Source organism: Mesorhizobium erdmanii USDA 3471 (assembly GCF_000472705.1).
In the GTDB taxonomy this organism is placed as follows: domain Bacteria; phylum Pseudomonadota; class Alphaproteobacteria; order Rhizobiales; family Rhizobiaceae; genus Mesorhizobium; species Mesorhizobium erdmanii.
In genome coordinates this window covers 333,200-354,841 of sequence record NZ_AXAE01000005.1, presented here as the reverse complement: position 1 = coordinate 354,841, position 21,642 = coordinate 333,200, and the positions used below count along the sequence as shown (strand labels likewise).

At 66.3% G+C, this 21,642-nt stretch carries 21 protein-coding genes and 1 tRNA gene; 18 read left to right on the top strand and 4 right to left on the bottom strand.

Going from position 1 to position 21,642, the window contains the following annotated elements; genetic code table 11:
* The first annotated feature begins 34 nt into the window (after positions 1 to 34).
* Genes A3AU_RS0101685 through A3AU_RS0101655 form a run of 7 tightly spaced genes read left to right on the top strand, consistent with a single transcriptional unit; the run spans position 35 to position 8,343 of the window.
* Positions 35 to 460, top strand: a complete 426-nt coding sequence (locus tag A3AU_RS0101685; protein WP_027051244.1) for a DUF1636 family protein — start codon at positions 35 to 37, stop codon at positions 458 to 460.
* Between the two features lie 2 nt (positions 461 to 462).
* Complete coding sequence (gene cobW, locus A3AU_RS0101680; protein WP_027051243.1) at positions 463 to 1,500, top strand: cobalamin biosynthesis protein CobW; 1,038 nt, start codon at positions 463 to 465, stop codon at positions 1,498 to 1,500.
* Between the two features lie 19 nt (positions 1,501 to 1,519).
* The gene (cobN, locus tag A3AU_RS0101675) at positions 1,520 to 4,849 is read left to right on the top strand and encodes a cobaltochelatase subunit CobN (protein ID WP_027051242.1); all 3,330 of its coding nucleotides are present in this window, start codon (positions 1,520 to 1,522) and stop codon (positions 4,847 to 4,849) included.
* Positions 4,846 to 6,192, top strand: coding sequence for a precorrin-3B synthase (cobG, locus tag A3AU_RS0101670; RefSeq protein WP_027051241.1), 1,347 nt, complete (start codon positions 4,846 to 4,848; stop codon positions 6,190 to 6,192). Before cobN ends, cobG begins: the two co-directional genes overlap by 4 nt.
* Before the next feature lie 2 nt (positions 6,193 to 6,194).
* Positions 6,195 to 6,827, top strand: coding sequence for a precorrin-8X methylmutase (locus tag A3AU_RS0101665; protein ID WP_027051240.1), 633 nt, complete (start codon positions 6,195 to 6,197; stop codon positions 6,825 to 6,827).
* On the top strand, positions 6,824 to 7,582 hold the full coding sequence (locus A3AU_RS0101660) for a precorrin-2 C(20)-methyltransferase (protein WP_027051239.1): 759 nt from the start codon (positions 6,824 to 6,826) through the stop codon (positions 7,580 to 7,582). Before A3AU_RS0101665 ends, A3AU_RS0101660 begins: the two co-directional genes overlap by 4 nt.
* Entirely contained in the window at positions 7,579 to 8,343 is a 765-nt protein-coding gene (locus tag A3AU_RS0101655; protein ID WP_027051238.1) for a precorrin-3B C(17)-methyltransferase, read from the top strand. The genes A3AU_RS0101660 and A3AU_RS0101655 overlap by 4 nt, the downstream gene beginning before the upstream one ends.
* Here A3AU_RS0101655 and A3AU_RS0101650 read toward each other — a convergent pair.
* The gene (locus A3AU_RS0101650; RefSeq protein WP_209444631.1) at positions 8,307 to 9,092 is read right to left on the bottom strand and encodes a cobalt-precorrin-6A reductase; all 786 of its coding nucleotides are present in this window, start codon (positions 9,090 to 9,092) and stop codon (positions 8,307 to 8,309) included. The genes A3AU_RS0101655 and A3AU_RS0101650 overlap by 37 nt on opposite strands.
* On the opposite strand from A3AU_RS0101650, the gene A3AU_RS0101645 reads away from it, so the two are divergent.
* From A3AU_RS0101645 to A3AU_RS0101610, 8 genes are all read left to right on the top strand, one after another.
* Entirely contained in the window at positions 9,091 to 10,332 is a 1,242-nt protein-coding gene (locus tag A3AU_RS0101645; RefSeq protein ID WP_027051236.1) for a bifunctional cobalt-precorrin-7 (C(5))-methyltransferase/cobalt-precorrin-6B (C(15))-methyltransferase, read from the top strand. The two genes, A3AU_RS0101650 and A3AU_RS0101645, sit on opposite strands and share 2 nt — an antisense overlap.
* Complete coding sequence (locus tag A3AU_RS0101640; RefSeq protein ID WP_027051235.1) at positions 10,329 to 10,715, top strand: cobalamin biosynthesis protein; 387 nt, start codon at positions 10,329 to 10,331, stop codon at positions 10,713 to 10,715. Before A3AU_RS0101645 ends, A3AU_RS0101640 begins: the two co-directional genes overlap by 4 nt.
* Positions 10,712 to 11,476 (top strand): precorrin-4 C(11)-methyltransferase, encoded by a 765-nt coding sequence (gene cobM, locus A3AU_RS0101635; RefSeq protein WP_027051234.1) that lies wholly within the window; start codon positions 10,712 to 10,714, stop codon positions 11,474 to 11,476. The genes A3AU_RS0101640 and cobM overlap by 4 nt, the downstream gene beginning before the upstream one ends.
* Positions 11,473 to 12,291: a uroporphyrinogen-III C-methyltransferase gene (cobA, locus tag A3AU_RS0101630; RefSeq protein WP_027051233.1), complete on the top strand. Its 819-nt coding sequence runs from the start codon at positions 11,473 to 11,475 to the stop codon at positions 12,289 to 12,291. Before cobM ends, cobA begins: the two co-directional genes overlap by 4 nt.
* Positions 12,288 to 13,607, top strand: a complete 1,320-nt coding sequence (locus tag A3AU_RS0101625) for a cobyrinate a,c-diamide synthase (protein WP_027051232.1) — start codon at positions 12,288 to 12,290, stop codon at positions 13,605 to 13,607. Before cobA ends, A3AU_RS0101625 begins: the two co-directional genes overlap by 4 nt.
* Positions 13,604 to 14,380, top strand: coding sequence for an adenosylcobinamide-GDP ribazoletransferase (locus A3AU_RS0101620; protein WP_027051231.1), 777 nt, complete (start codon positions 13,604 to 13,606; stop codon positions 14,378 to 14,380). Before A3AU_RS0101625 ends, A3AU_RS0101620 begins: the two co-directional genes overlap by 4 nt.
* 54 nt (positions 14,381 to 14,434) lie before the next feature.
* Positions 14,435 to 15,445: a nicotinate-nucleotide--dimethylbenzimidazole phosphoribosyltransferase gene (gene cobT, locus A3AU_RS0101615; RefSeq protein ID WP_027051230.1), complete on the top strand. Its 1,011-nt coding sequence runs from the start codon at positions 14,435 to 14,437 to the stop codon at positions 15,443 to 15,445.
* Between the two features lie 283 nt (positions 15,446 to 15,728).
* Positions 15,729 to 16,040: a hypothetical protein gene (locus tag A3AU_RS0101610; protein ID WP_154674505.1), complete on the top strand. Its 312-nt coding sequence runs from the start codon at positions 15,729 to 15,731 to the stop codon at positions 16,038 to 16,040.
* A gap of 207 nt (positions 16,041 to 16,247) precedes the next feature.
* On the opposite strand, the gene A3AU_RS0101605 is transcribed toward A3AU_RS0101610, so the two are convergent.
* Together A3AU_RS0101605 and A3AU_RS0101600 are read right to left on the bottom strand one after the other, a co-directional pair.
* Positions 16,248 to 16,323: transfer RNA gene (locus A3AU_RS0101605), tRNA-Lys, on the bottom strand.
* A 128-nt stretch (positions 16,324 to 16,451) separates the two neighbouring features.
* Positions 16,452 to 17,360 (bottom strand): PhzF family phenazine biosynthesis protein, encoded by a 909-nt coding sequence (locus A3AU_RS0101600; protein ID WP_027051228.1) that lies wholly within the window; start codon positions 17,358 to 17,360, stop codon positions 16,452 to 16,454.
* 101 nt (positions 17,361 to 17,461) lie between these two features.
* Between A3AU_RS0101600 and A3AU_RS0101595 the strand changes: the two genes are divergently transcribed.
* The 3 genes from A3AU_RS0101595 to A3AU_RS0101585 are packed head-to-tail and all read left to right on the top strand — an operon-like array spanning position 17,462 to position 20,686.
* Positions 17,462 to 18,754 carry an efflux RND transporter periplasmic adaptor subunit gene (locus A3AU_RS0101595; protein WP_027051227.1) on the top strand — a complete coding sequence of 431 codons (1,293 nt, stop codon included), beginning with the start codon at positions 17,462 to 17,464 and terminating at the stop codon, positions 18,752 to 18,754.
* Between the two features lie 4 nt (positions 18,755 to 18,758).
* Complete coding sequence (locus A3AU_RS0101590) at positions 18,759 to 19,466, top strand: ABC transporter ATP-binding protein (RefSeq protein ID WP_027051226.1); 708 nt, start codon at positions 18,759 to 18,761, stop codon at positions 19,464 to 19,466.
* A gap of 2 nt (positions 19,467 to 19,468) precedes the next feature.
* Complete coding sequence (locus A3AU_RS0101585; protein WP_027051225.1) at positions 19,469 to 20,686, top strand: ABC transporter permease; 1,218 nt, start codon at positions 19,469 to 19,471, stop codon at positions 20,684 to 20,686.
* A 233-nt stretch (positions 20,687 to 20,919) separates the two neighbouring features.
* Here A3AU_RS0101585 and A3AU_RS0101580 read toward each other — a convergent pair whose 3' ends face one another.
* Positions 20,920 to 21,636, bottom strand: coding sequence for a hypothetical protein (locus A3AU_RS0101580; protein WP_027051224.1), 717 nt, complete (start codon positions 21,634 to 21,636; stop codon positions 20,920 to 20,922).
* Positions 21,637 to 21,642: the final 6 nt, after the last annotated feature.

The following is a 21,642-nucleotide window of genomic DNA, read 5'->3' as shown; positions in this document are numbered from 1 at the left end:
GCCCGGCGGGTTTCCGGGCAAGGAGCCCGGCTTTTTGGACCAGAACAGCAGTTTTTCGGCTGGCACAGCGGATATCCGATCCGCCAACGGCGACGCCTTGGCCGAGGTCACGGTCATTGTCTGTGCTTCCTGCCGTGACGAAACCGGCTCGGATGTCCATCCTCGCGCCGGCGAACTGCTGGCTGATGACACACGGCGAGCCTCATCGGGCGAAGTCCGCGTCCGCGCGGTCGAATGCCTAGGCAATTGCAAGCGAAGGCTTAGCGCCGCGATCCTGCGGGATGGCTGCTGGAGCTATGTCTTCGGCGACCTGACCGCGGCCAGCGGCGCCGACCTCGTCACCGGCGCCAAACTTTTCGCCACGTCGACCGACGGCCTCATCCCCTGGCGCGGCCGACCCGATTCCTTGAAGCGCGGCCTCGTGGCCCGCATTCCTCCCCTCGACCTGTTGAAGGATTGATCATGAGCGCTTCCCTATCCCGCGTCCCGTGCACCGTCGTCACCGGCTTCCTCGGCGCCGGCAAGACGACGCTGGTCCGCCATCTCCTGGAGAACGCCGGCGGCAAGCGCATTGCCATCATCGTCAACGAGTTCGGAGACATCGGCATCGACGGCGAAATCCTCAAAGGTTGCGGCATCGACACCTGCCCGGAGGAAAATATCGTCGAACTGGCCAATGGCTGCATCTGCTGCACCGTCGCCGACGATTTCGTGCCGGCGCTCGACCAGATCCTGTCGCTGACGCCGAAGGTTGACCACATCCTGATCGAGACCTCGGGCCTGGCTTTGCCCAAGCCCCTGGTCCAGGCTTTCCAGTGGCCGACGGTGAAGAGCCGCGTGACCGTCGACGGCGTCATTGCCGTGGTCGATGGTCCCGCACTTGCCGAAGGCCGTGTCGCCAACGACATGGACGCCCTGCAGGCGCAGCGTGCCGGAGATGACAGCCTCGACCATGACGACCCGGTGGAGGAAGTGTTCGAGGATCAGATCGCCTGCGCCGACCTGATCATCCTGTCTAAAAGCGACCTGATGGACGCCGCCGGCTCGGCCCGCGCCAACGCCATTATCGGCGAACATTCCGCCCGCGCCGTGCAGGTCGTGCCGACCTCGCACGGCAAGGTCGATCCTTCGGTTCTGCTTGGGCTCGGTCTCGCCGTCGAGGATGACATCGAGAATCGCAAGTCGCATCACGACGGCGCATTCGACCATGAGCATGACGATTTCGACACCTTCATCGTCGACATTCCCTCGATCGCCAATCCGGACGAACTGGCCAAGCGCGTCGCCACCGCGGCCGAACAGGAAAACGTTCTGCGCGTGAAAGGTTTCGTCGAGGTCGGCGGCAAGCCGATGAGGCTCCTGCTGCAGGCCGTCGGCCCACGCGTCAATCACTATTACGACCGCGCCTGGACGGCCGAGGACGACCGGCGGTCGCGCCTCGTCGTCATCGGCCTCAAGGGGCTGAACCGCCCGGCGATCGAGCGTATACTCGCCGGCTGATTTACAGGCACGGGCCGCGATGCACATCCTCACCACGACATCCGCCTCGCTCGACGATCTCGCCGAGCCGGTCGATCTGCGGCAGACGCCGGCGGATATCGTGGCGCTGTCCTTCACCGACAGCGACCTCGCCGGCCTGGCGACAGCGTGGAAGGCGGATGCCGGCCGCTTGCCGTCTATGCGGCTTGCGGCATTGCGCGACTTGCGCCATCCCATGTCGGTCGACCTCTGGATCGACAGCGTCGCCCGTCACGCCAAGATCATCCTGGTGCGCATTCTCGGCGGCTACGACTGGTGGCGCTATGGATGCGACCAGCTTGCATCGATCGCCCACGAACGCGGCATAAAACTGGCGTTGCTTCCCGGTGAAAGCCACGACGAGGATGTCAGGCTGATCGAGGCCTCGACGCTGCCGCGCGAGGAATTGGACGGCCTGCTCAGCTATTTTCGCGAGGGCGGCCCGGCCAATATGGCAGCGCTGATGCAGCGGCTGGCGGGGCTGGCCGGGTCGGATGTGGCGGTGGCTGGGCCGGTCAATGTGCCAAAAGCTGGCTACTACGAGCCCGCTCGCGGCATCGTCCCCCTCGCCAGCGTCGGGGAGGGAAAGGTCGTGCCGATCCTTTTCTATCGCTCGATGCTGCTCGCCGCCGACGTCGCGCCTATCGATGCGCTTTTTGAGGCGCTGCGCCAACGCGGCATGCTCCCGGTCCCCATCTTCGTCTCCAGCCTGAAGGACCCGGCGTCACTCGCCTTCGTGGAAACAGCCCTCACCACGCTCCAGCCCGCCGCCATCATTACAGCCACTGCCTTCGCCTCAGGCGCCGAACCGGGCGTCGAAACCCTGTTCGACCGGGCCGGCGTGCCTGTCTTCCAGCTCATCGTCGCCACCACCCGCCGCGACGCCTGGGAAAACAACCAGCGTGGCCTGGCACCCGCCGACCTCGCCATGCATGTCGTCCTGCCCGAGCTCGACGGCCGCATCCTGGCCGGCGCCATTTCCTTCAAGGGCGAGAGCGATGTCGACCCCGCCCTTGGCCACCGCGCCTTCGCCAACCGGCCGGAACCGGATCGCGTGGCGCAGGTGGCGGACCGCATCGCGGCGTTCATGAAGCTGCAGGACACACCGCGTGCCGGGCGCAAGCTGGCCATCCTTATCCCAGATTATCCGAGCGCGCCGGGCAGAACGGGCTACGCCGTCGGATTGGATGTGCCGTCCAGCGTGCTGGCCATGCTGCAAGACCTCCGCGAACAGGGTTATGCGGTTGAGGGGATTCCGGAGACGCCGCGTGAGTTGCTGTGGTTGCTGGGTGTAGGCGATCAGGGTTTGAGCCTGGACGACTATATCGAGTTCTCGAAAGGCCTGCCGCCTGAGGCTAGTGCTGCGGTAGAAGCCGCTTGGGGCAAGGCAGAAGAAACACAAAGCTTCCCCTTCCGCGCCGCCACCTTCGGTAACATCACTGTCGCCCTGGCCCCCGATCGTGGCCGATCCGCCGATCGCCGCGCCGACTACCATGATCCAACGCTCCCCCCGGGCCATGCCCTGCTCGCCTTCGGCCTGTGGCTGCGCAAGTCGCTCGGCATCCATGCGCTGATTCATGTCGGCGCCCATGGCACGCTGGAATGGCTTCCGGGAAAGACCGTTGCGCTGTCGCAAGCCTGCTTCCCCGAGATCGTCACCGGTGCCGTGCCGGTCATCTATCCCTTTATCGTCTCCAATCCCGGCGAGGCGGCACAGGCCAAGCGCCGCATCGCCGCCATCACCCTTGGCCATCTGCCGCCGCCGCTGGCCGGCGCGGGGCTCGACGAGGATCAGCACAAGCTCGAACGCCTGGTCGACGAATACGCCCAGGCCGATGGCCTCGATCGCCGTCGCCGCGACCGCTTGGCGAAACTGATCGTCGACACCGCCCAGAAAACCGGCCTCGCCTCCGAAGCCGGTGTCACCACAACCGACGCGCCCGATGAAGCATTGCGCCGCATCGACGCCTGGCTCTGTGACCTGAAGGATTTCGCCATCAAGGACGGGCTGCATGTCTATGGCCGCGCGGCCGAAGACGAGCCCGACGCCATGCGCCGGCAAAGCGCAGAGGCCGAGAAGACGGCGCTGCTTGCCGTGCTCGATGGCCGTCACGTCAAGGCCGGCCCGGCCGGCGCCCCGGCGCGTGGACGCTCCGACGTGCTGCCGACGGGCCGCAACCTGTTCACCTCGGACCCGCGCACCATGCCAACGCCGACCGCCTACGACCTCGGCAGGGCCGCGGCGCAGGAAGTGGTGCGCGGCTACATGCAATCGCATGGTGACTGGCCGCGTTCGCTGGTCATCGACCTCTGGGGCTCGGCCTCGCTGCGCACCGGCGGCGAGGAGATCGGGCAAGGCCTGGCGCTGATGGGCTGCCGGCCGCAGTGGGATGCCGCCACCGGCCGCGTCACCGGCATCGAGGTACTGCCGCCGGCCACGCTCGGCCGCCCGCGCGTCGACGTCACGTGGCGCATATCGGGCCTGTTCCGCGACATGTTTCCGACCCAGATCGCGCTGATCGATGCCGCCGCCAACGCCGTTGCCGCGCGGGACGAGGACGATTCGGAAAACCCGCTGGCGGCAAAAACCCGCGCCGACGGCAAGGTAAGCCCGCGTATCTTCGGCACCTCGCCCGGGACGTATGGCGCGGGCGTCGAGGATCTCCTGTCGGGTGGCGATTGGCGCGCGCGCGAAGAGATCGGCCGCGCCTATCTCGACGCGACATCGTATGCCTATGGCGGCGCCGGCGGTGAAGGTATCCCGGCGCCAGGCGCTTTCGAGGGGCGCCTCGCCGAGGCCGACCTGCTTGTCCATACCGGCGATGACCCCGGCCGCGACATCCTGGAAGGCTCAGCCGACGTCGCCTTCATCGGCGGTTTTTCAGCCGCCCTTGCCGCGCTGGGCCGCAATGCCGACGTCATCGTGCTCGACACGACGGACCCGCAAAAGCCGAAGCCGCGCTCGGTCAGCGAAGCCGTCTCGCGCGTGGTGCGCGCCCGCGCCGTCAATGCCCGCTTCATATCAGGCCAGATGCGCCACGGCCCGCGCGGCGCCTCCGAATTCGCCGAGACGGTCGACCGTCTCGTAGGCTTCGCCGAAACCACCCACGCTATTTCGGGCACGCTCATCGAGGCCGTGCACGATGCCTATGTCGGGGATCCCGAAGTGCGCGCCTTCATCCTGCGTGAAAACCCTGCCGCCGCGAAAGTCATTGCCGAGCGTTTCCTGTCGGCGCGCCGGCGCGGCCTCTGGCACCCCTTGCGCAATTCCATCGACGACGATCTGGCCGCGCTGATTGCCGAGGCCGAGGCACTGGGAGTGGCGGCATGAATGCCTTCTCGCGCCGTGGCGCCTGCCCCGCTTTGTCAGCGCCTATGCAGACCGGGGACGGGCTGCTCGTGCGGCTCAACCCAGTCGATGGAGGCTTCACGGCGAAGCTGTTGATCGCACTGGCTGAATCCGCCCTGCGGCATGGCAACGGCATCATGGAAGTGACCGCGCGCGGCAGCTTGCAGATACGCGGCCTCACGGCGCAAAGCGCGCCGCTCTTGGCGGCGGAAGTCGATGCGCTGGGCATTGCGGTGCGGACCGGCGTGCCGGTGGAGACAGGGCCGCTGGCGGGCATCGACCCGCGGGAGATCGCAGATCCACGACCGCTGGCTGAGCGGATCAGGGCGGCGATCGAGGAAGCAGGGCTGACGCAACGGCTCGGCCCGAAAGTGTCGGTGGTTGTCGACGGCGGCGGGCAACTCACGCTGGACGCGGTGACGGCCGATGTGCGGCTCTTGGCGGTTCGGAGTAGTGCCGGGATTCGATGGCTCGTGTCTGTTGCGGGCGATGGGCAGAGCGCACGATTGCTAGTCGTGGCGGAAGGCGACGCGGCGCGCGATGTTACGGTTGCAGCGCTCAGGATGATTGCTGAAAAAGGCCGTGACGCGCATGCGAGGGGTCTGTCGGAGCGGCAATTGGTGTCTCTGGCGGGTTGGCTAAGCCTGACAGGTTCGCGCGAGGCGCGCCCCTCTGGCAGGACAGAGGGGGGCGCCTCGCGCAAACCCATCGGCCTTTTCCCTCTAGCAGGCCACGCCGTAGCCCTCGGCATAGCCCTGCCCTACGGCAGCATGCCTGCGCAGAATATGATCGCTCTCGCAAAAAGTGCCCTCTCCCTCGGCACGACCGAAATCCGCCTCGCCCCGGGCCGCGCCTTGCTCTTCCTCGGCCAGCCGCCGCACGCCAACCAGTCCCTCCAGGACATAGCCGCCGCCCTCGGCTTCGTCACCTCCCCCACCGACCCGCGAACCCGGATCGCCGCTTGCCCCGGCACGCCCGCCTGTGCTTCCGGCCGTATCGCAACGCGCGACCTCGCCGAAACCATCGCCGCCGAAAACGCCGATATTCTCGACTTCACTTTGCACATTTCCGGCTGCGCCAAGGGCTGCGCCCACCCCGGCCCGGCACCGCTGACAATCGTCGGCGGCGAAAATGGAGCCGGACTTGTCGTGAACGCGACGGCAAGGGCCCTTCCAGCGGGCTACAGGCCGGGCTATGACGCCGCGCGCGGCATAAGCCGCATCGCGGCGATGATCAGCGGCGCACGATTTCAGGGCGAAACCGCCGCCGCCTGCCTGACACGGCTTGGGCCGGTGGCAATCGCCGAAGCTTACAGACAGGAATGAGCATGGCCGCCTACGACTACATCCACGACGGCACGGCGATCTACGAGCGCTCTTTCGCCATCATCCGCGCCGAGGCGGACCTCAAGCGCTTTTCCGAAGCCGAGGCCGATGTCGCGATCCGTATGATCCATGCCTGCGGCCAGGTCGAAGCATCGAGCCATTTCGTTTTCTCGTCTGATTTTGTCACCGCCGCGCGCAAGGCGCTCGCCGCCGGCGCGCCGATCTTCTGCGATGCGGAGATGGTCTCGCATGGCGTCACCCGCGCCAGGCTGCCGGCCGGCAATGAAGTGATCTGCACGCTGCGCGACCCGCGCACGCATGACATCGCCAGGGAGATCGGCAACACCCGCTCGGCCGCCGCGATCGACCTGTGGGGCGAGCGCATGGCCGGCTCCGTCGTCGCCATCGGCAATGCGCCGACAGCGCTGTTCTATCTCCTGGAAAAGCTGCGCGACGGCGCGCCGAAGCCGGCGGCCATCATCGGCATGCCAGTGGGCTTTGTCGGCGCCGCCGAATCCAAGGATGCGCTGGCCGAGAATTCCTATGGTGTCCCCTATGCCATCGTGCGCGGTCGGCTTGGCGGCAGCGCCATGACCGCCGCCGCGCTCAATTCGCTGGCGAGGCCTGGCCTGTGAACGCGTTTGCCAAAGGAAAGCTTGTCGGCGTCGGCACCGGTCCCGGCGATCCAGAACTGTTGACGCTGAAGGCCGCGCGGGCCTTGGCCGAGGCCGATGTCGTCGCCTATTTCGCCAAGCGCGGCAACAACAGCAACGCCCGCGCCATCGTCGAAGCGCGCTTCCGGCCGGACATGCTGGAATTGCCGCTGCTCTATCCCGTGACCACCGAGATCGAGAAGGATCACGAGGACTACCGCTCGCAGATCACCGGTTTCTACGAGGAATCAGCCGAAAAAGTCGCCGAACACCTCGAAGCCGGCAGGATGGTTGCCGTCTTGTCCGAAGGCGATCCGCTGTTCTACGGCTCCTACATGCATCTGCATGTGCGCCTCGCCCATCGCTTCCCCACCGAAGTCATTCCAGGCGTCACCGCCATGTCCGGCTGCTGGTCGCAGACCGGTGTGCCGATTGTCCAGGGTGATGACGTGCTGACCGTACTGCCCGGCACGATGAGCGAGTTCGAGCTGACCCGCCGGCTGGCGGACACCGATGCCGCCGTCATCATGAAGGTCGGCCGCAACCTGCCCAAGATCAGGCGCGCGCTGGAGGCCACCGGCAAGCTGACGCGCGCCGTCTATGTCGAGCGCGGCACGATGGCCGGCAGCATCTCGATGAAGCTCGCCGACAAACAGGACGACAAGGCGCCCTATTTCGCCATCGTGCTGGTTGCCGGCTGGTCCGGCCGGCCCGGCGCGCTGGGGGCGCAGGCATGAGCGGCCGTCTCACCGTCATCGGCCTCGGGCCTGGCAATGCCGACCAGGTCACGACTGAAGCCAGCCGCGCCGTTGCCGATGCGAAATTCTTCTATGGCTACAAACCCTATCTCGACCGGCTGGAGCTGCGCCCGGACCAGACCCGCGTCGCCTCCGACAACCGCGAGGAACTCGCCCGCTCCAAGGATGCCTTGATCAAAGCCGCCGAGGGCCATGACGTGGCCGTGGTTTCCGGTGGCGATCCCGGCGTCTTTGCCATGGCGGCCGCCGTCTGCGAGGCGATCGAGGCCGGGCCGGCCGAATGGCGCGCGGTCGATATCGCCGTCGTGCCCGGCATTACCGCAATGCTCGCGGTCGCCGCCCGTATCGGCGCCCCGCTCGGCCATGATTTCTGCGCCATCTCGCTATCCGACAATCTCAAGCCCTGGGACCTGATAGAATTGCGCCTCCTGGCGGCGGCTGGCGCCGGCTTCGTCATCGCGCTCTACAACCCGATCAGCAAAGCCCGCCCCTGGCAGCTTGGCCGCGCCTTCGAGTGCCTGACCGCGATCCTGCCCGGCACCACGCCTGTGATTTTCGGCCGCGCCGCCGGCCGCCCGGACGAACGCATCGAGGTTTATCTGCTGGCCGACGTCGACGCGCAAAAGGCCGACATGGCGACCTGCATCATCATCGGCTCGCCGGAGACCCGCATCATCAAGCGCTCAGACAAGCCGGCGCTGGTCTACACGCCGCGTTCGGTGTCGGGCCCAAGAAAATGACCGGCGACGAAATGATCGACCATCGCGGACAGCTCATCGATGGTTCCGGCCGAGGGCACGTCCGGCAAATCCGGCCTGCGGACCATGATCACCTCGATGCCAAGCGCCCTGGCGGCGGCAATCTTGCCGTAGGTGGCGCCGCCGCCGCTGTTCTTGGATACGACGACCTCGATGCGCTTTTCCCTGAGCAGCGTGCGCTCGTCCGGTTCGTGGAACGGGCCGCGCGCCAACAGATAGCTGGCATCGGGCACAGACAGCTTCGGCTCGACCGGATCGACGCTGCGGATGAGGTAATGGTGCCGCGGTGCGGCTTCGAAAGCAGCGACCTCTTGCCGGCCGAGCGCCAGGAAGACCCGGCGCGGCACCGGTCCAAGCGCGCGCACGGCAGCGCCGACCGTGTCGACTTCGGTCCAGCGGTCGCCGTCGACGGGCTCCCAGCCGGGACGATGCAAAGCAAGTATCGGCAAGCCGGTCAGCCGTGCGGCTTGCGCGGCATTGGCGGAAATGCGCGCCGCATAGGGGTGCGTGGCGTCGATCAAAAGATCGGTGCCGGTCTCCCTGAGATAGACGGCCAGGCCGTCGGCACCGCCAAAGCCTCCGCTTCGCACCGGCACGCCTTGCGCGACCGGGCTTTCGGTGCGGCCGGCCAGCGACAGCATGACCGCGCAATCGGCGCGCGTGGCCAGCTTCCCGGCCAGTTGCCGGGCTTCCGTGGTGCCGCCGAGGATCAGAATGCGGTGGGTGATCATGCCTGCTGAGAGTCCGCGCGGTGCCAAGCTCAACTCACGATGGCTGACGGTCATTGGCATCGGCGAGGACGGTTTAGCGGGTCTCGGCGACGAGGCCAAGCAGCGGATCGCCGACGCGGAATTCATCTTCGGCGGAAAGCGGCACCTGGCGCTCGTTGCGTCCTTCGCCAAGGGTGAGCAGCGACCCTGGCCGGTGCCATTCGATGCCGGAATGGGCGACGTGCTGGCGCTTGCCGGCAGGAACGTCTGCGTGCTAGCTTCAGGCGATCCTTTCTTCCACGGCGTCGGCGCCACCCTCGCCCGCAAGGTCGAGCCACAGGCGATGCATGTCATTCCCGCACCGTCGGCTATTTCGCTGGCGGCCGCCCGTCTTGGCTGGGCGCTGCAGGACATCGAGACCGTCTCGCTACATGGCCGGCCGCTCGACCTGATCCGGCCGTTGCTGCAGCCAAACGCACGCATCCTGGCGCTGACCTCGGATGCCGAAGCGCCGTCGGCAATTGCCCGCCTGCTCACGGAACTCGATTTCGGTGCATCCGGGCTGACCGTGCTGGAGGCTTTAGGCGGACCGAACGAGAAACAGCGCATGGCTCGTGCCGACGCCTTCGACCTCGAAAACATCAATCCGCTCAACGTGCTGGCCATCGAAACTGATTCGGCGCCGCAGGCGCGCGTGCTGCCGCTCACGGTTGGCCTGGCCGATCATCTGTTCGATCATGACGGCCAGATCACCAAACGCGAGATCCGTGCCGTCACCCTGTCGTCTCTGGCACCGAGGCGTGGCGAATTGCTGTGGGACATCGGCGCCGGCTCGGGATCCATCGCCGTCGAATGGATGCTCGCCCACCCCTTGATGCGCGCTATAGCCATCGAGGCCGACCCTGACCGCGCCGCCCGCATCGGCCGCAATGCCGCTGCCTGCGGCGTTCCCGGACTGGTCGTGATCGAAGGCAGCGCACCCAAGGCGCTGGCCAGGCTAGAGACCCCCGATGCGATCTTCATCGGCGGCGGCGGCAGCGACACCGGCGTGTTAAGCGCCGCCATCAAGGCGCTGCGCGCAGGTGGCCGTCTCGTCGCCAATGCGGTGACGCTGGAGATGGAGGCCCTGCTTCTCGCCCAGCACATAAAACTGGGCGGCGATCTTACCCGGATGAACATTTCGCGCGCCTCGCCGGTCGGTTCGATGCAGGCATGGCGGCCGGCGATGCCGGTCACGCAATGGAGCTGGGTGAAGCGATGATGGTCGCGGGCATAGGCAGCCGCAAAGGCGTGAGCGTCGAAGACGTGCTTGCCGCGATTGAAACCGCGCTCGAAGCACACGGGCTGACGATGACGGCGCTTTCGGCACTGGCCACCGCCGTGCTCAAGAAGGATGACGACGCAATCGCAGCCGCTGGCCGCGCACTGAATCTTCCGGTCATCATTGTCGATGATATGGCGCTTCAAGCCGCCGCGCCGGGGACGCTCAGCCATTCCGAGCTTTCGCAGGAATTGGCCGGCACACCCTCGGTTTCCGAAGCATCGGCCCTCGCCGTCGCCGGCGCCGGGGCAAAACTGCTCGGACCCCGCACCGTGCTCGGCCCGGTCACCTGCGCCATCGCCATCAGCGGAGACGCGCAATGACCGTCCATTTCATCGGCGCCGGTCCGGGCGCCGCCGACCTCATCACGTTGCGTGGCGCGAAACTCCTGGCAAGCTGCCCGGTCTGCCTGCATGCCGGCTCGATCGTCGCGCCCGAATTGCTGCAGCATTGCGCGCCGGGGACGAAGCTGATCGATACCGCGCCAATGTCGCTCGACGAGATCGAGGCCGCCTATCTCGATGCCCACAAGGCCGGCCACGATGTCGCGCGGCTGCATTCGGGCGACCTGTCGGTGTGGAGCGCCGTCGCCGAGCAGATCCGCCGGTTGGAAAAGCACGGCATCCCTTACACGCTGACACCGGGCGTGCCCTCCTTTGCCGCCGCTTCCGCGGCACTGCGTCGCGAACTGACCATTCCCGAGATCGCGCAGAGCCTGGTGCTGACGCGCGTCTCAGGCCGCGCCTCAAAAATGCCGCCAGGCGAAACGCTGGCCGGCTTCGGCCGCACCGGCGCCACGCTGGCAATCCATCTGGCCATCCACGCCATCGATCGCGTCGTCGCCGAACTCACGCCGCATTATGGCGGCGATTGCCCGGTGGCGATCGTCTTCCGCGCCTCCTGGCCGGATGAGCGCGTGCTGAGGGGGACGCTGGCAACCATCGAGGCGCAGCTAGCCGCCGATCCGATGGAGCGCACCGCGATTATCTTCGTCGGCAGCTCGCTGGCGGCTGAAGGCTTTGGCGAGAGTTCATTGTACGACGCCCACTATCAGCGGCGTTTTCGCGGACGGGACGGATTGTGAGCGGCAGCACTAAAAACAAGGGCGACAACGCCACGCTCGAACAGGCCCTTTCGCGGTTGAACTTCCAGCCGCGCCCTTTGGAGCCGGGCCATGTCTGGCTGGCCGGCGCCGGCCCCGGCGACCCCGGTTGCCTGACCCTGGAGGTGCTGGCGGCCTTGGCCGAGGCGGACGCGCTGGTCTATGACGCGCTGGTCTCATCAGATGTCGTCGCGGTTGCCGCGAACGCCGAGCTGTTCTTTGCGGGAAAACGCGGCGGCAAGCCGTCGATGAAGCAGGACGACATCACCGCTTTGCTGGTACGGCTGGCACGTGAGGGCCGCCGCGTCGTCAGGCTGAAGGGCGGCGACCCCTATATTTTCGGCCGGGGCGGCGAAGAAGCTTTGGCACTGGCGCGTGAAAATATCCCGTTCCGCGTGCTGCCCGGCCTGACCTCGGGCCTCAGCGCGCTGGCCGCCACCGGCATCCCGGCCACCATGCGCGGCATCAACAAGGCGGTGATCCTGGCGACCGGCCACGCCGCCGGCACCGATGACGACATCGACTGGGCGGCAATCGCCCGCACCGGCCAGCCTGTCGTGGTTTATATGGGCATGGCCAATCTGCCGTTGATCGCAGGGGCTCTGCTCGATGGCGGGCTGGTGCCGTCGACGCCGGCTGCGGTGATCGTCGCCGCCACCACGCCGCAGGAACGCACCGTGGTCGCCACGCTGGCCACCATCGCCGAGGCGGCAGCCGCCGCAGGCCTCGCCTCGCCGGCGCTGATCGTCGTCGGCGGCATCGTCGCCATGCGCGCGGCACTGGCAGGCAACCCATGACGGCTCGCGCGATCATCATCGGCGCGCCGCGCTCGGGCTCGGGCAAGACCAGCGTCACCATTGGCATCTTGCGCGCGCTGACCCGGCGCGGCCTGAAAGTGCGCGGTGCCAAATCCGGCCCCGACTATATCGACCCCGGTTTCCACACCGCCGCCACCGGCCTGTCCGGTGTCAACCTCGACAGCTGGGCGATGCCGCCGTCGCTGCTCAACGCGCTGGCCGCGCAACAGGCCGACGACACCGATTTCGTCATCCTTGAAAGCGCCATGGGCCTGTTCGACGGCATTCCGGCCGCGCCGGGACGCACCGGCTCGGCCGCCGATCTCGCCCGCCTCTACGGCCTGCCGGTGCTGCTGGTGCTCGACGTCTCAGGCCAGTCGACCACCGCGGCGGCCGTCGCCAAGGGCTTTGCCACCTATGATCCGGACGTGCGTATGGCCGGCGTCGTGCTCAACCGGCTGGGCAGCGAGCGCCATCGGCGGCTCTCCGGCGACGCCATCGAGGCGATCGGCCTGCCCGTCGTCGGCGCCATCCTGCGCGATCCCACGCTCAATTTGCCCGAACGCCATCTCGGCCTCGTCCAGGCCGGCGAGTATGATGATCTGATGGCGCATCTCGACCGACTGGCGGACATGGCGGAGAAATCGCTCGACCTCGACGCGATCATGGCGCTGGCAACGCCCCTCACCCCGGCGGAAGGCGACTTCGCCGATGCGCTGCGGCCGCCCGGCCAACGCATCGCGCTGGCCGAGGATGCCGCCTTCACTTTCCTCTACCCGCATCTCGTCGCCTATTGGCGCGAGGCGGGCGTGGATATCGTTCCCTTCTCCCCGCTCGCCGACGAAGCGCCCGACGACAGCTGCGATGTCTGCTGGCTGCCTGGCGGCTATCCCGAGCTTCACGCCGGCCGGCTCGCGGCGTCGGCGACTTTCAAAACCGGAATGGCGCGCTTCGCCGCGGCAAAGCCCGTCCATGGCGAGTGCGGCGGCTTCATGGTGCTTGGCGAAGCGCTGGAGGATGCCTCGGGCGAAACGCACGGAATGCTCGGCCTGCTTGGCCATTCCACGAGTTTTGCAAAGCGGAAGATGAATCTTGGCTATCGCGAGGCGCGGCTGCGCGCCGATTGCCCGCTGGGCGCGCAAGGCGCGCTGATCCGCGGCCACGAATTCCACTACGCGCAGATGACGGCGACCGGCAATGACGAGCCGCTGGCCGACCTTGCCGATGGCCAGGGCAATCCGATCGGCGCTTCCGGCTACCGGCGTGGTCATGTCAGCGGCACCTTCTTCCATGCGATAGCGAGGGCCGGCGCATGAAACTCCCGAAGATCACCCTTTCACCCCGGCAAGTCCTCGACGACATCGCGCTCTGCCTGGTCTTCTTCACCCGCCTGCCCCTGCCCGATCTCGACTTTCGCGGCCGCGGCCTCGCCGCCGCGATCTGGGCCGCACCGGTCGCCGGCCTCGTCGTCGGCCTGATCGGCGCGATCGTCTTTGCCACGGCTGAACGGTTTGGCCTTGCCATGGGGCCGGCGGCCGCCCTCGCGCTTGTTTCAACCGTGATCACCACCGGCTGCCTGCATGAAGACGGATTGTCCGACGTCGCGGACGGTTTTGGCGGTGGCAAATCGCGCGGCCGCAAACTCGACATCATGCGCGACAGCCGCATCGGCGCTTACGGCGCCATGGCGCTGGCCCTGTCGCTGTTGATCCGCTGGAACGTGCTTTCGGAACTGGTGGATCCCACTCAGGCGCTCTTTGCACTTGTTGCCGCGCATGCGGCCTCGCGTGGCGTGCTGGGCGCCTTCATGCACCTCTTGCCCCCGGCGCGCTCCGACGGCCTCTCGGCCGGTGCTGGTACGGTCTCGCTGGAAGTCGCGATTACCGGCGCCGTGCTTGGCGCGATCTCGCTCCTGCTGCTTGGAACCGGCGGCGCCATCGCCGCGCTGATTCTGCTTGGCCTGCTGTTTGCCGCCTTCCATGCCCTTTGCCTCAACCAGATCGGTGGCCAGACCGGCGACACGATCGGCGCCTTGCAGCAGGTCAGCGAAATCGCGGTGCTCCTCGTCGCTTCCGTAGCGCTTTCCTGATTCCCTTTGGCCTGATTCCCCTTAACCTGATTCCCTTCCGGAGACCTTGCCCCCATGCCCTTCAAATCCCTCGATGAATTGCGCGCCGCCTGCCTCGATCTGCCTGCTGGCAGCGATACCGCCGCGAAGGCCGTTGCCAGCCGCCAGGACACGCTGACCAAGCCGCAAGGCAGTCTCGGCCGGCTGGAGACCATCGCCGCCTGGCTGGCGCGCTGGCAGGGCCGCGACATGCCGAGGCTCGACCGGGTAAAAGTGTTCGTCTTCGCCGGCAACCATGGTGTCACCGCGCAAGGCGTGTCCGCCTTCCCCTCGGAAGTCACCGTGCAGATGGTGGCGAATTTCGCCGGTGGTGGTGCCGCCATCAACCAGCTCGCCCGCACCGCCGGCGCCGAACTGGATGTCATACCGCTCGATCTCGACCATCCCACGGGCGATTTCACGCAAGTCCCGGCAATGGATGAGAAAGCGTTCCTTGCCGCCGTCTCAGCCGGCTATGATGCCGTGACCAAAGACCTCGACCTCGTCTGCTTCGGCGAAATGGGCATCGGCAACACCACGCCGGCGGCCGCCATTTCAACTGCCCTGTTTGGCGGTGGTGCTGAAAAATGGACCGGCCGCGGCACCGGCGTCGACGATGCCGGCCTGAAGCGCAAGGTGGTCGCCATCGAAGCCGGCCTCAAGCGTCACGCCGCCGCCCTTGCCGACCCGCTCGGCATTGCCGCAGCGCTCGGCGGGCGCGAACTCGCCGCCATCTTCGGCGCAACGCTTGCCGCCCGTCACCTCGGCATACCCGTGCTGCTCGACGGCTTCGTCTGCACCGCGGCGGCCGCCCCGCTGGCCAAACTGCACCCGACAGGCCTCGCCCACACCATCGCCGCGCATGTCTCGGCCGAATCGGGCCATCGCGGCCTGCTCGAAGCCCTCGGCATGCCGCCGCTGCTCGATCTCGGCATGCGGCTTGGCGAAGGCTCCGGCGCCTGTCTCGCCGTCAACATCGTCCGCTCGGCGCTGGAGTGCCATGCAAGGATGGCAAGCTTTGCCGAGGCTGGGGTGTCGGAGAAGTAGTGCGCGGATCGCCTTGATATACAAAGCCGCATAGATTTTCGGGGTCCCCGAAAAAGGGGGCTCGCTATGTCCCTGCTTGGACCGCTTGAAATTTCGACCGCGAAAGGAGGCACCGGGGGCATTTCGGCCTTTCAGCTCCTGCGGCGGCAACATATTAGCAAAGAAGAATATATTAACGGCTGTGATGCAGAATTCCAGGCGAGGATGGGAAATGCATCCTCATCGGACGTTCCAAACGCGCGCATTCGAGCGTCGGGACGCTCGACCAATGCGGAGCAAACGCATGAACATCGGAGCAACTGTCCAACTATTGCTGCGGTTGATTCAAAACCGAGCCATGAAGCTGGCGGCATTGCCGGAGGATGAAAGGGATATACACTACGATCTCATCCGCCGCTCATGTTGCGAAGCCGCCGAGCACATCGGGCAAAATCCCGATATGGCAGCCATCACGGCAAACGATATGGTTGCGTTTGTTCGCGCACTGGTGGGGATCATCGAAGTGGGCTGTAGAACAAACGACGGGCCAAGCGTCGATCGTCCGCCGCCAGCGCAACATTTTGGCAGCCGGGAGAACGGCATGACGCGCATCTAGAGGCGGATGAGTGTCGCAAGCCTCAAACTTCCGCGGAGGCCGACCGGGCTTTTGGTCGAATTGAGCGGGAAAGAAATCCGGTACCCGATTTCGGTGCTGGCCCAAATACTTTGGACCCTAAATACTTGGACATAGCGCGGACACGGACTTCCGCCTGCATCCGTCAGGGTCCCTCACCTCGTCCAACAAATTGATTTTGTTAGAATTTGGTGGGTGCGCACAGGATTGAACTGTGGACCCGCTGATTAAGAGTCAGCTGCTCTACCAACTGAGCTACGCACCCACTCGGCCGGCAAAAACCGGCGTTGGCGGGCATATAGCCGCCACCGTCGGTCCTGTCCAGCCCTGCTGGAATCATTTCCCGACAAATCGCATCATGGCTTGTCGTGCCGGGAAAGAATGCGGAGGCGATCAGACGAAAAGCTTGCCTTCCGCCACCTTCACCGCATGGCCGCCAATGCGCGCCGAGGCCAGTTTTCCGCCTTCCACGTTGAGCTCCAGCCGGATGCGCGACGGCCGGCCCATCTCCAGCCCCTGCTCGATCCACAGCTGTGAAATGCCGTCCGTCGGGCCGTCGAAATGCATGATGGCGCCGGCGAAGGCCGCTGCGGCCGAGCCGGTCGCCGGGTCTTCATAGGAAGGCGTGCCGGGCACGATCATGCGGACATGGAACGCGCTTTCATGGTTCACCGTCTCGCGGCAATAGACGTACGGACTGGCGAAGGCCCATTCGCTCTTGCGCGGCGCCAGTTCCGACCACGCCTGGTTGTCCAGCCGGATCCGGCCCGCCGCTTCGAGATTGGCGACCGGAATGGTGACATAGGGCACGCCCGCCGACCAAAAGGCGACGCGGTGATTCTCGAAGCCGATCTCATGCGGCGCCAAGCCAAGTGCGGCCCCGATCGCCTGCGGGTCGGCCTCCAGCTTCAGCGGTTCCGGCAGCTTCGCCAGGTCGAATTCGGCGAAGGTGGCGCCATCATGCGTGCTGACCGCGCAGCGCACCGGGCCGATGTTCTCTTCCAGCACGAAAATGCCGGCGCCGCCCTCGCCCGCGAGTTCGGCCAGCGCGATAGCCGAACCCACCGTCGGATGGCCGGCGAACGGCATTTCGTAGTCGGGGGTGAAGATGCGGATGCGGTTTTTGTGCTTGGGATTGTCCGGCGGCAGCACGAAGACCGATTCGGACAGGTTGAATTCGCGCGCGATGGCCTGCATCGCGGCCGTGTTCAAACCTTTGCAATCCAACACGACGGCCAGCGGGTTACCGGCCAGTCGCTCCGTCGTAAACACATCGTAAAGCAAGTAATTCCGGGTTTTCATTCCTGCCTCAATCCCAACATGGGCGAAATTTAATTTGATATTCGAACCATCAAGCCTGATCTGTCTACAGATAGGGACATTGCGCATCATAGGGGTCTGGCGTGGACCAGATTGTCAATCTGCCAAGGACGGAATCGGATTCCGCCATCGAGACGGCACTTGGGCTCGATCAAAAGGGGCGGAGCAAGACGCGTCGGCGTGGCTGGCTCTATGCGGTGCTGACCCTGATCGTGCTTGCCGCCTGTCTCGGCGCCTATCAGTGGTATGCGGGCACCCCGGCCAGGATCGACTACACCACCGTGCCGGCCGCCAAGGCCGACCTCACCGTCCAGGTGTCGGCGACGGGCACTTTGCAACCGCTCACCCAGGTCGACATTTCCAGCCAGCTCTCCGGCATTATCCGCTCGGTCTCTGTCAAAGAGAACCAGCAGGTGAAGAAAGGCGACGTGCTGGCGGCCCTCGACACCGCCAAGCTGCAGGTCCAGATCGAGCGGGCCGAGGCGTCCGCCAAGGGCGCGGCGGCGAATGTCGAGGACGCCACGGTGACACTGGCCGAGAACGAGAGCGCGCTGGTGCGCGCGGCGGCCCTGACCAAGCGCGGCATGGCAACCGACCAGTCGCTCGAAGCGGCAACCGCCACGCGCGACCGCTCCAAGGCAGCGCTCGACAGCGCCCGGGCCAATCTCGCCATCGCCAATGCCGACCTGAAATCGCAGCAGACCGACCTTGCCAACAGCACCATCTACGCGCCGATCGACGGCATCGTGCTGACGCGCTCGGTCGACCCTGGCCAGACGGTCGCCTCGTCGCTGCAGGCGCCGGTGCTGTTCATCATCGCCGCTGATTTGAGAAACATGGAACTGGTGGCGGCGGTCGACGAGGCCGACATCGGCGCGGTCAAGGCTGGCCAGCATGCGCGTTTCACCGTCGATGCCTTCCCCGACCGCCCCTTCGATGCCGAGATCCGCGACATCTCCTATGCCTCGGTCACCACGGATGGCGTCGTCACCTACAATGCGCGGCTGGAAGTCGACAACGGCGAACTGTTGCTGCGCCCCGGCATGACCGCCACCGTTTCGGTCGTCACCAGGCAAGCCAAGGATGTGCTCACCGTGCCGGCCAGCGCCTTCCGCTACCGCCCGGCGCAGCAGGCGGCGCGGGGCTGGAGCTTCAGCGACCTGTTCACCGGCCGCATGGGCCGCCCGGGCGGCAATCGCCAGCGCCAGGCCGCAACCGCCCCCACCGATGGCTCGCGCACGCTCTATGTGCTGGAGAACGGCCGGCCGCATCCGGTCAACGTCAAGATCGGTTCGACCGATGGTGAACTGACCGAGATCACCTCCGGCCTGGAGGAAGGCGCGCAGGTCATCACCGCTTCGCAGTTGCGGAGCTGAGGCCATGGCCGCGGGCGCGCCTCTCATCACCTTCGACAAGGTCTGGAAGAGCTATGGCCAGGGCGAAGCCAAGGTCCATGCGCTGGCCGGCGTCGACCTTGCCATCCGGCGCGGCGAATTCGTCGCCATCATGGGCCCGTCCGGCTCCGGCAAATCGACGGCGATGAACATCATCGGCTGCCTCGACACGCCGACCGCCGGAACCTACTCCTTCATGAGTGTCGATGCCGGCCGGCTCGACCGCAACCGCCGCGCCATGCTGCGCAACCTCTATGTCGGCTTCGTCTTCCAGGGCTACAATCTCTTGGCGCGCACCACCGCGGCCGAAAATGTCGAACTGCCGCTGATCTACCGCGGCGTGGCCAGCCGCGAGCGCCGCGACCTCGCTATGCAGGCGCTCGCCCAGGTAGGCCTGGTGGGCCGCGAGCATCATACGCCGGCCGAACTCTCCGGCGGCCAGCAGCAGCGCGTGGCGATCGCGCGCGCCATCGTCACCCGGCCAACGCTGCTCGTCGCCGACGAGCCGACCGGCAATCTCGACACCGCCCGCACGCATGAGATCATGGAGCTGCTGACAAAACTCAACAAGGAGCTCGGCCTGACCGTCACCATGGTCACGCACGAGGCGGACGTCGCCGACTATGCCGGGCGCACCATCCGCTTCCTCGACGGCCATGTCGCGTCTGATTCCATGAATGTCGAGGTGGCCTGACCATGGTCTGGGAAACCGTCCGCCTCTCGCTGCGTTCGATCCGCCGCAACGTGCTGCGCTCGTTCCTGACGCTGCTTGGCATCGTCATCGGCGTCGCCGCCGTCATCGCCATGCTGACCATCGGTTCGGGCACCACCGAGAAGGTCAAGGCCGACATTTCCAAGCTTGGCAGCAACCTGCTGGTTGTCAGGTCCGGTCGCCCGGCCGGTCCCGGTGGCCCGGGCGGGCTCGACCAGGTGGTGCGTCCGCTGGCCGAAAAGGACCTGGCGGCACTGGTCGCGCATTTGAGCGGCGCGCGCGCCATTTCGCCGGCCTCGCAAAAGCAGGTCCGCGTCATCTTCGGCACCGAGAGCCTGACCTCGGGCGTCACCGGCACGGACAGCGCCTATCTCGATGCACGCGACTGGAAGCTGGTCTCCGGCCGTCCGTTCAGCGATTCCGAAACCCGCTCAGGCACCGGCGTCTGCCTGATCGGCGAGACGGTGCGCCAGCAATTCTTCGGTGCCGGCGATCCCGAAGGCGAGATCATCCGCGTCAACCGCACCTCCTGCAAGATCATCGGCCTGCTCGAGCCCAAGGGCTACACCGGCTTCGGCCAGGACCAGGACAATGTCGTCCTGATGCCGCTGCACGCCTATCAGCGCCGCATTGCCGGCAACCGCGACATCGACAACATCTACATCGCCGCCGACGACCGCACGCCGACCAGCGAGTTGCAGCCGCGTGTCGAGGACATCTTGCGCGATGCGCGCCGCATGACGCCCGACCGTGAAAGCGATTTCGCCATCCGCGACATGACGCAGATCGCCGACGCCATGGCCAGCGCCACCACCACCATGACCGGCATGCTGGGCGCGGTCGCCGGTGTCAGCCTCCTGGTCGGCGGCATCGGCATCATGAACATCATGCTGGTCTCGGTCACCGAGCGGACGCGCGAAATCGGCATCAGGCTCGCCATCGGCGCGCATGAAAAGCACATCCTCATCCAGTTCCTGGTCGAGGCGACGGTGCTGTCGCTGCTCGGCGGCATCATCGGCATCCTGATCGGCCTGGCGTTGGCCGGCCTCGCCTCGGTGACGCTGACGATCCCCTTCGCGCCGAGCCCGGCGGTCATCCTGCTCGCTGTCGGCTTCTCCGCGCTGATCGGCATGGTGTTCGGCTTTTTCCCGGCCCTGCGCGGCGCCAGGCTCGACCCGATCGACGCGCTGCGGCACGAATAGCGAGCCGGCGAGGATCACCCGTCAGGATTCTTGCGCCGCCGCGACCCTGCGTCCGAAAGCCGGGACAACCGGCCAGCCTAGATTCACGGCAAGCCCCGCCAGCAGGATCAGAACCAGCCCGGCGCCCTGCACGGCGGTTATCGAACGGCGATGGGTGGGCTGCTGGGTCTCGGCTTCATCTTGTCCTTCGTAGCCGCCCGCAACGACCGCAAGACAGCGCGGGACAGGGTACGTTAGCCCTGGGCGGCAAAATGCCACTCGACCAGCGGCTTCATGTGCGGCGACAGCCCTTCCGGCAGGTCGGCGGCATGGCGGATGATCACCGGCCCTTCGATCTCCGGATCGGTTTCGCTGGCGACGAAGGCCGAGATTCGGCGTGCGATCTCATCGGCCGGCGCATCGACATGATAGCGGCGGAAAATGACCGTGCCGCTCGGAATCGAAAGAGCATGCCAGCGCACGCCGCGCCTGGCAGCCGACAGGTCGAGGCCCGTTTCCTCGCGCACCTCGCGGATCATGTTGAAATCGACATCGACCAACCCGTCGCGGAAATCGATCGGCTCGAACGCGCCGGCGGCAAAATAGACGCTGCCGGCACCCACCGTATGCGAGCCCATGCGGATCGCCACCAGCGCATTGTCGCCGGCCACCAGCATGGCATGGGCGTAGGCATGCTCGGCGCCGGAATTTTCGCGCCGCTTCCGCCACAGCATGAAGGTCGAGTAGTTGACCGCATGACAGCGGCCGATCAGGCGGTTGTCGCGCCAGGCAAGTTGCGAGAGCAGCACCACGGTGCCGTCGAACAGCGCCGGATTGCCCGCTATCTCCAGCTGCCAGTTCTCGGTGATCGCCTCCGCATTATCCCTGGCGAAAGGATGCGGGCCGGGATCGAGCCGGACGTCTATGGCATCGACCGGCAGGATGACGTTGCGCGGCAGGTCGAAACTCATGCGGTT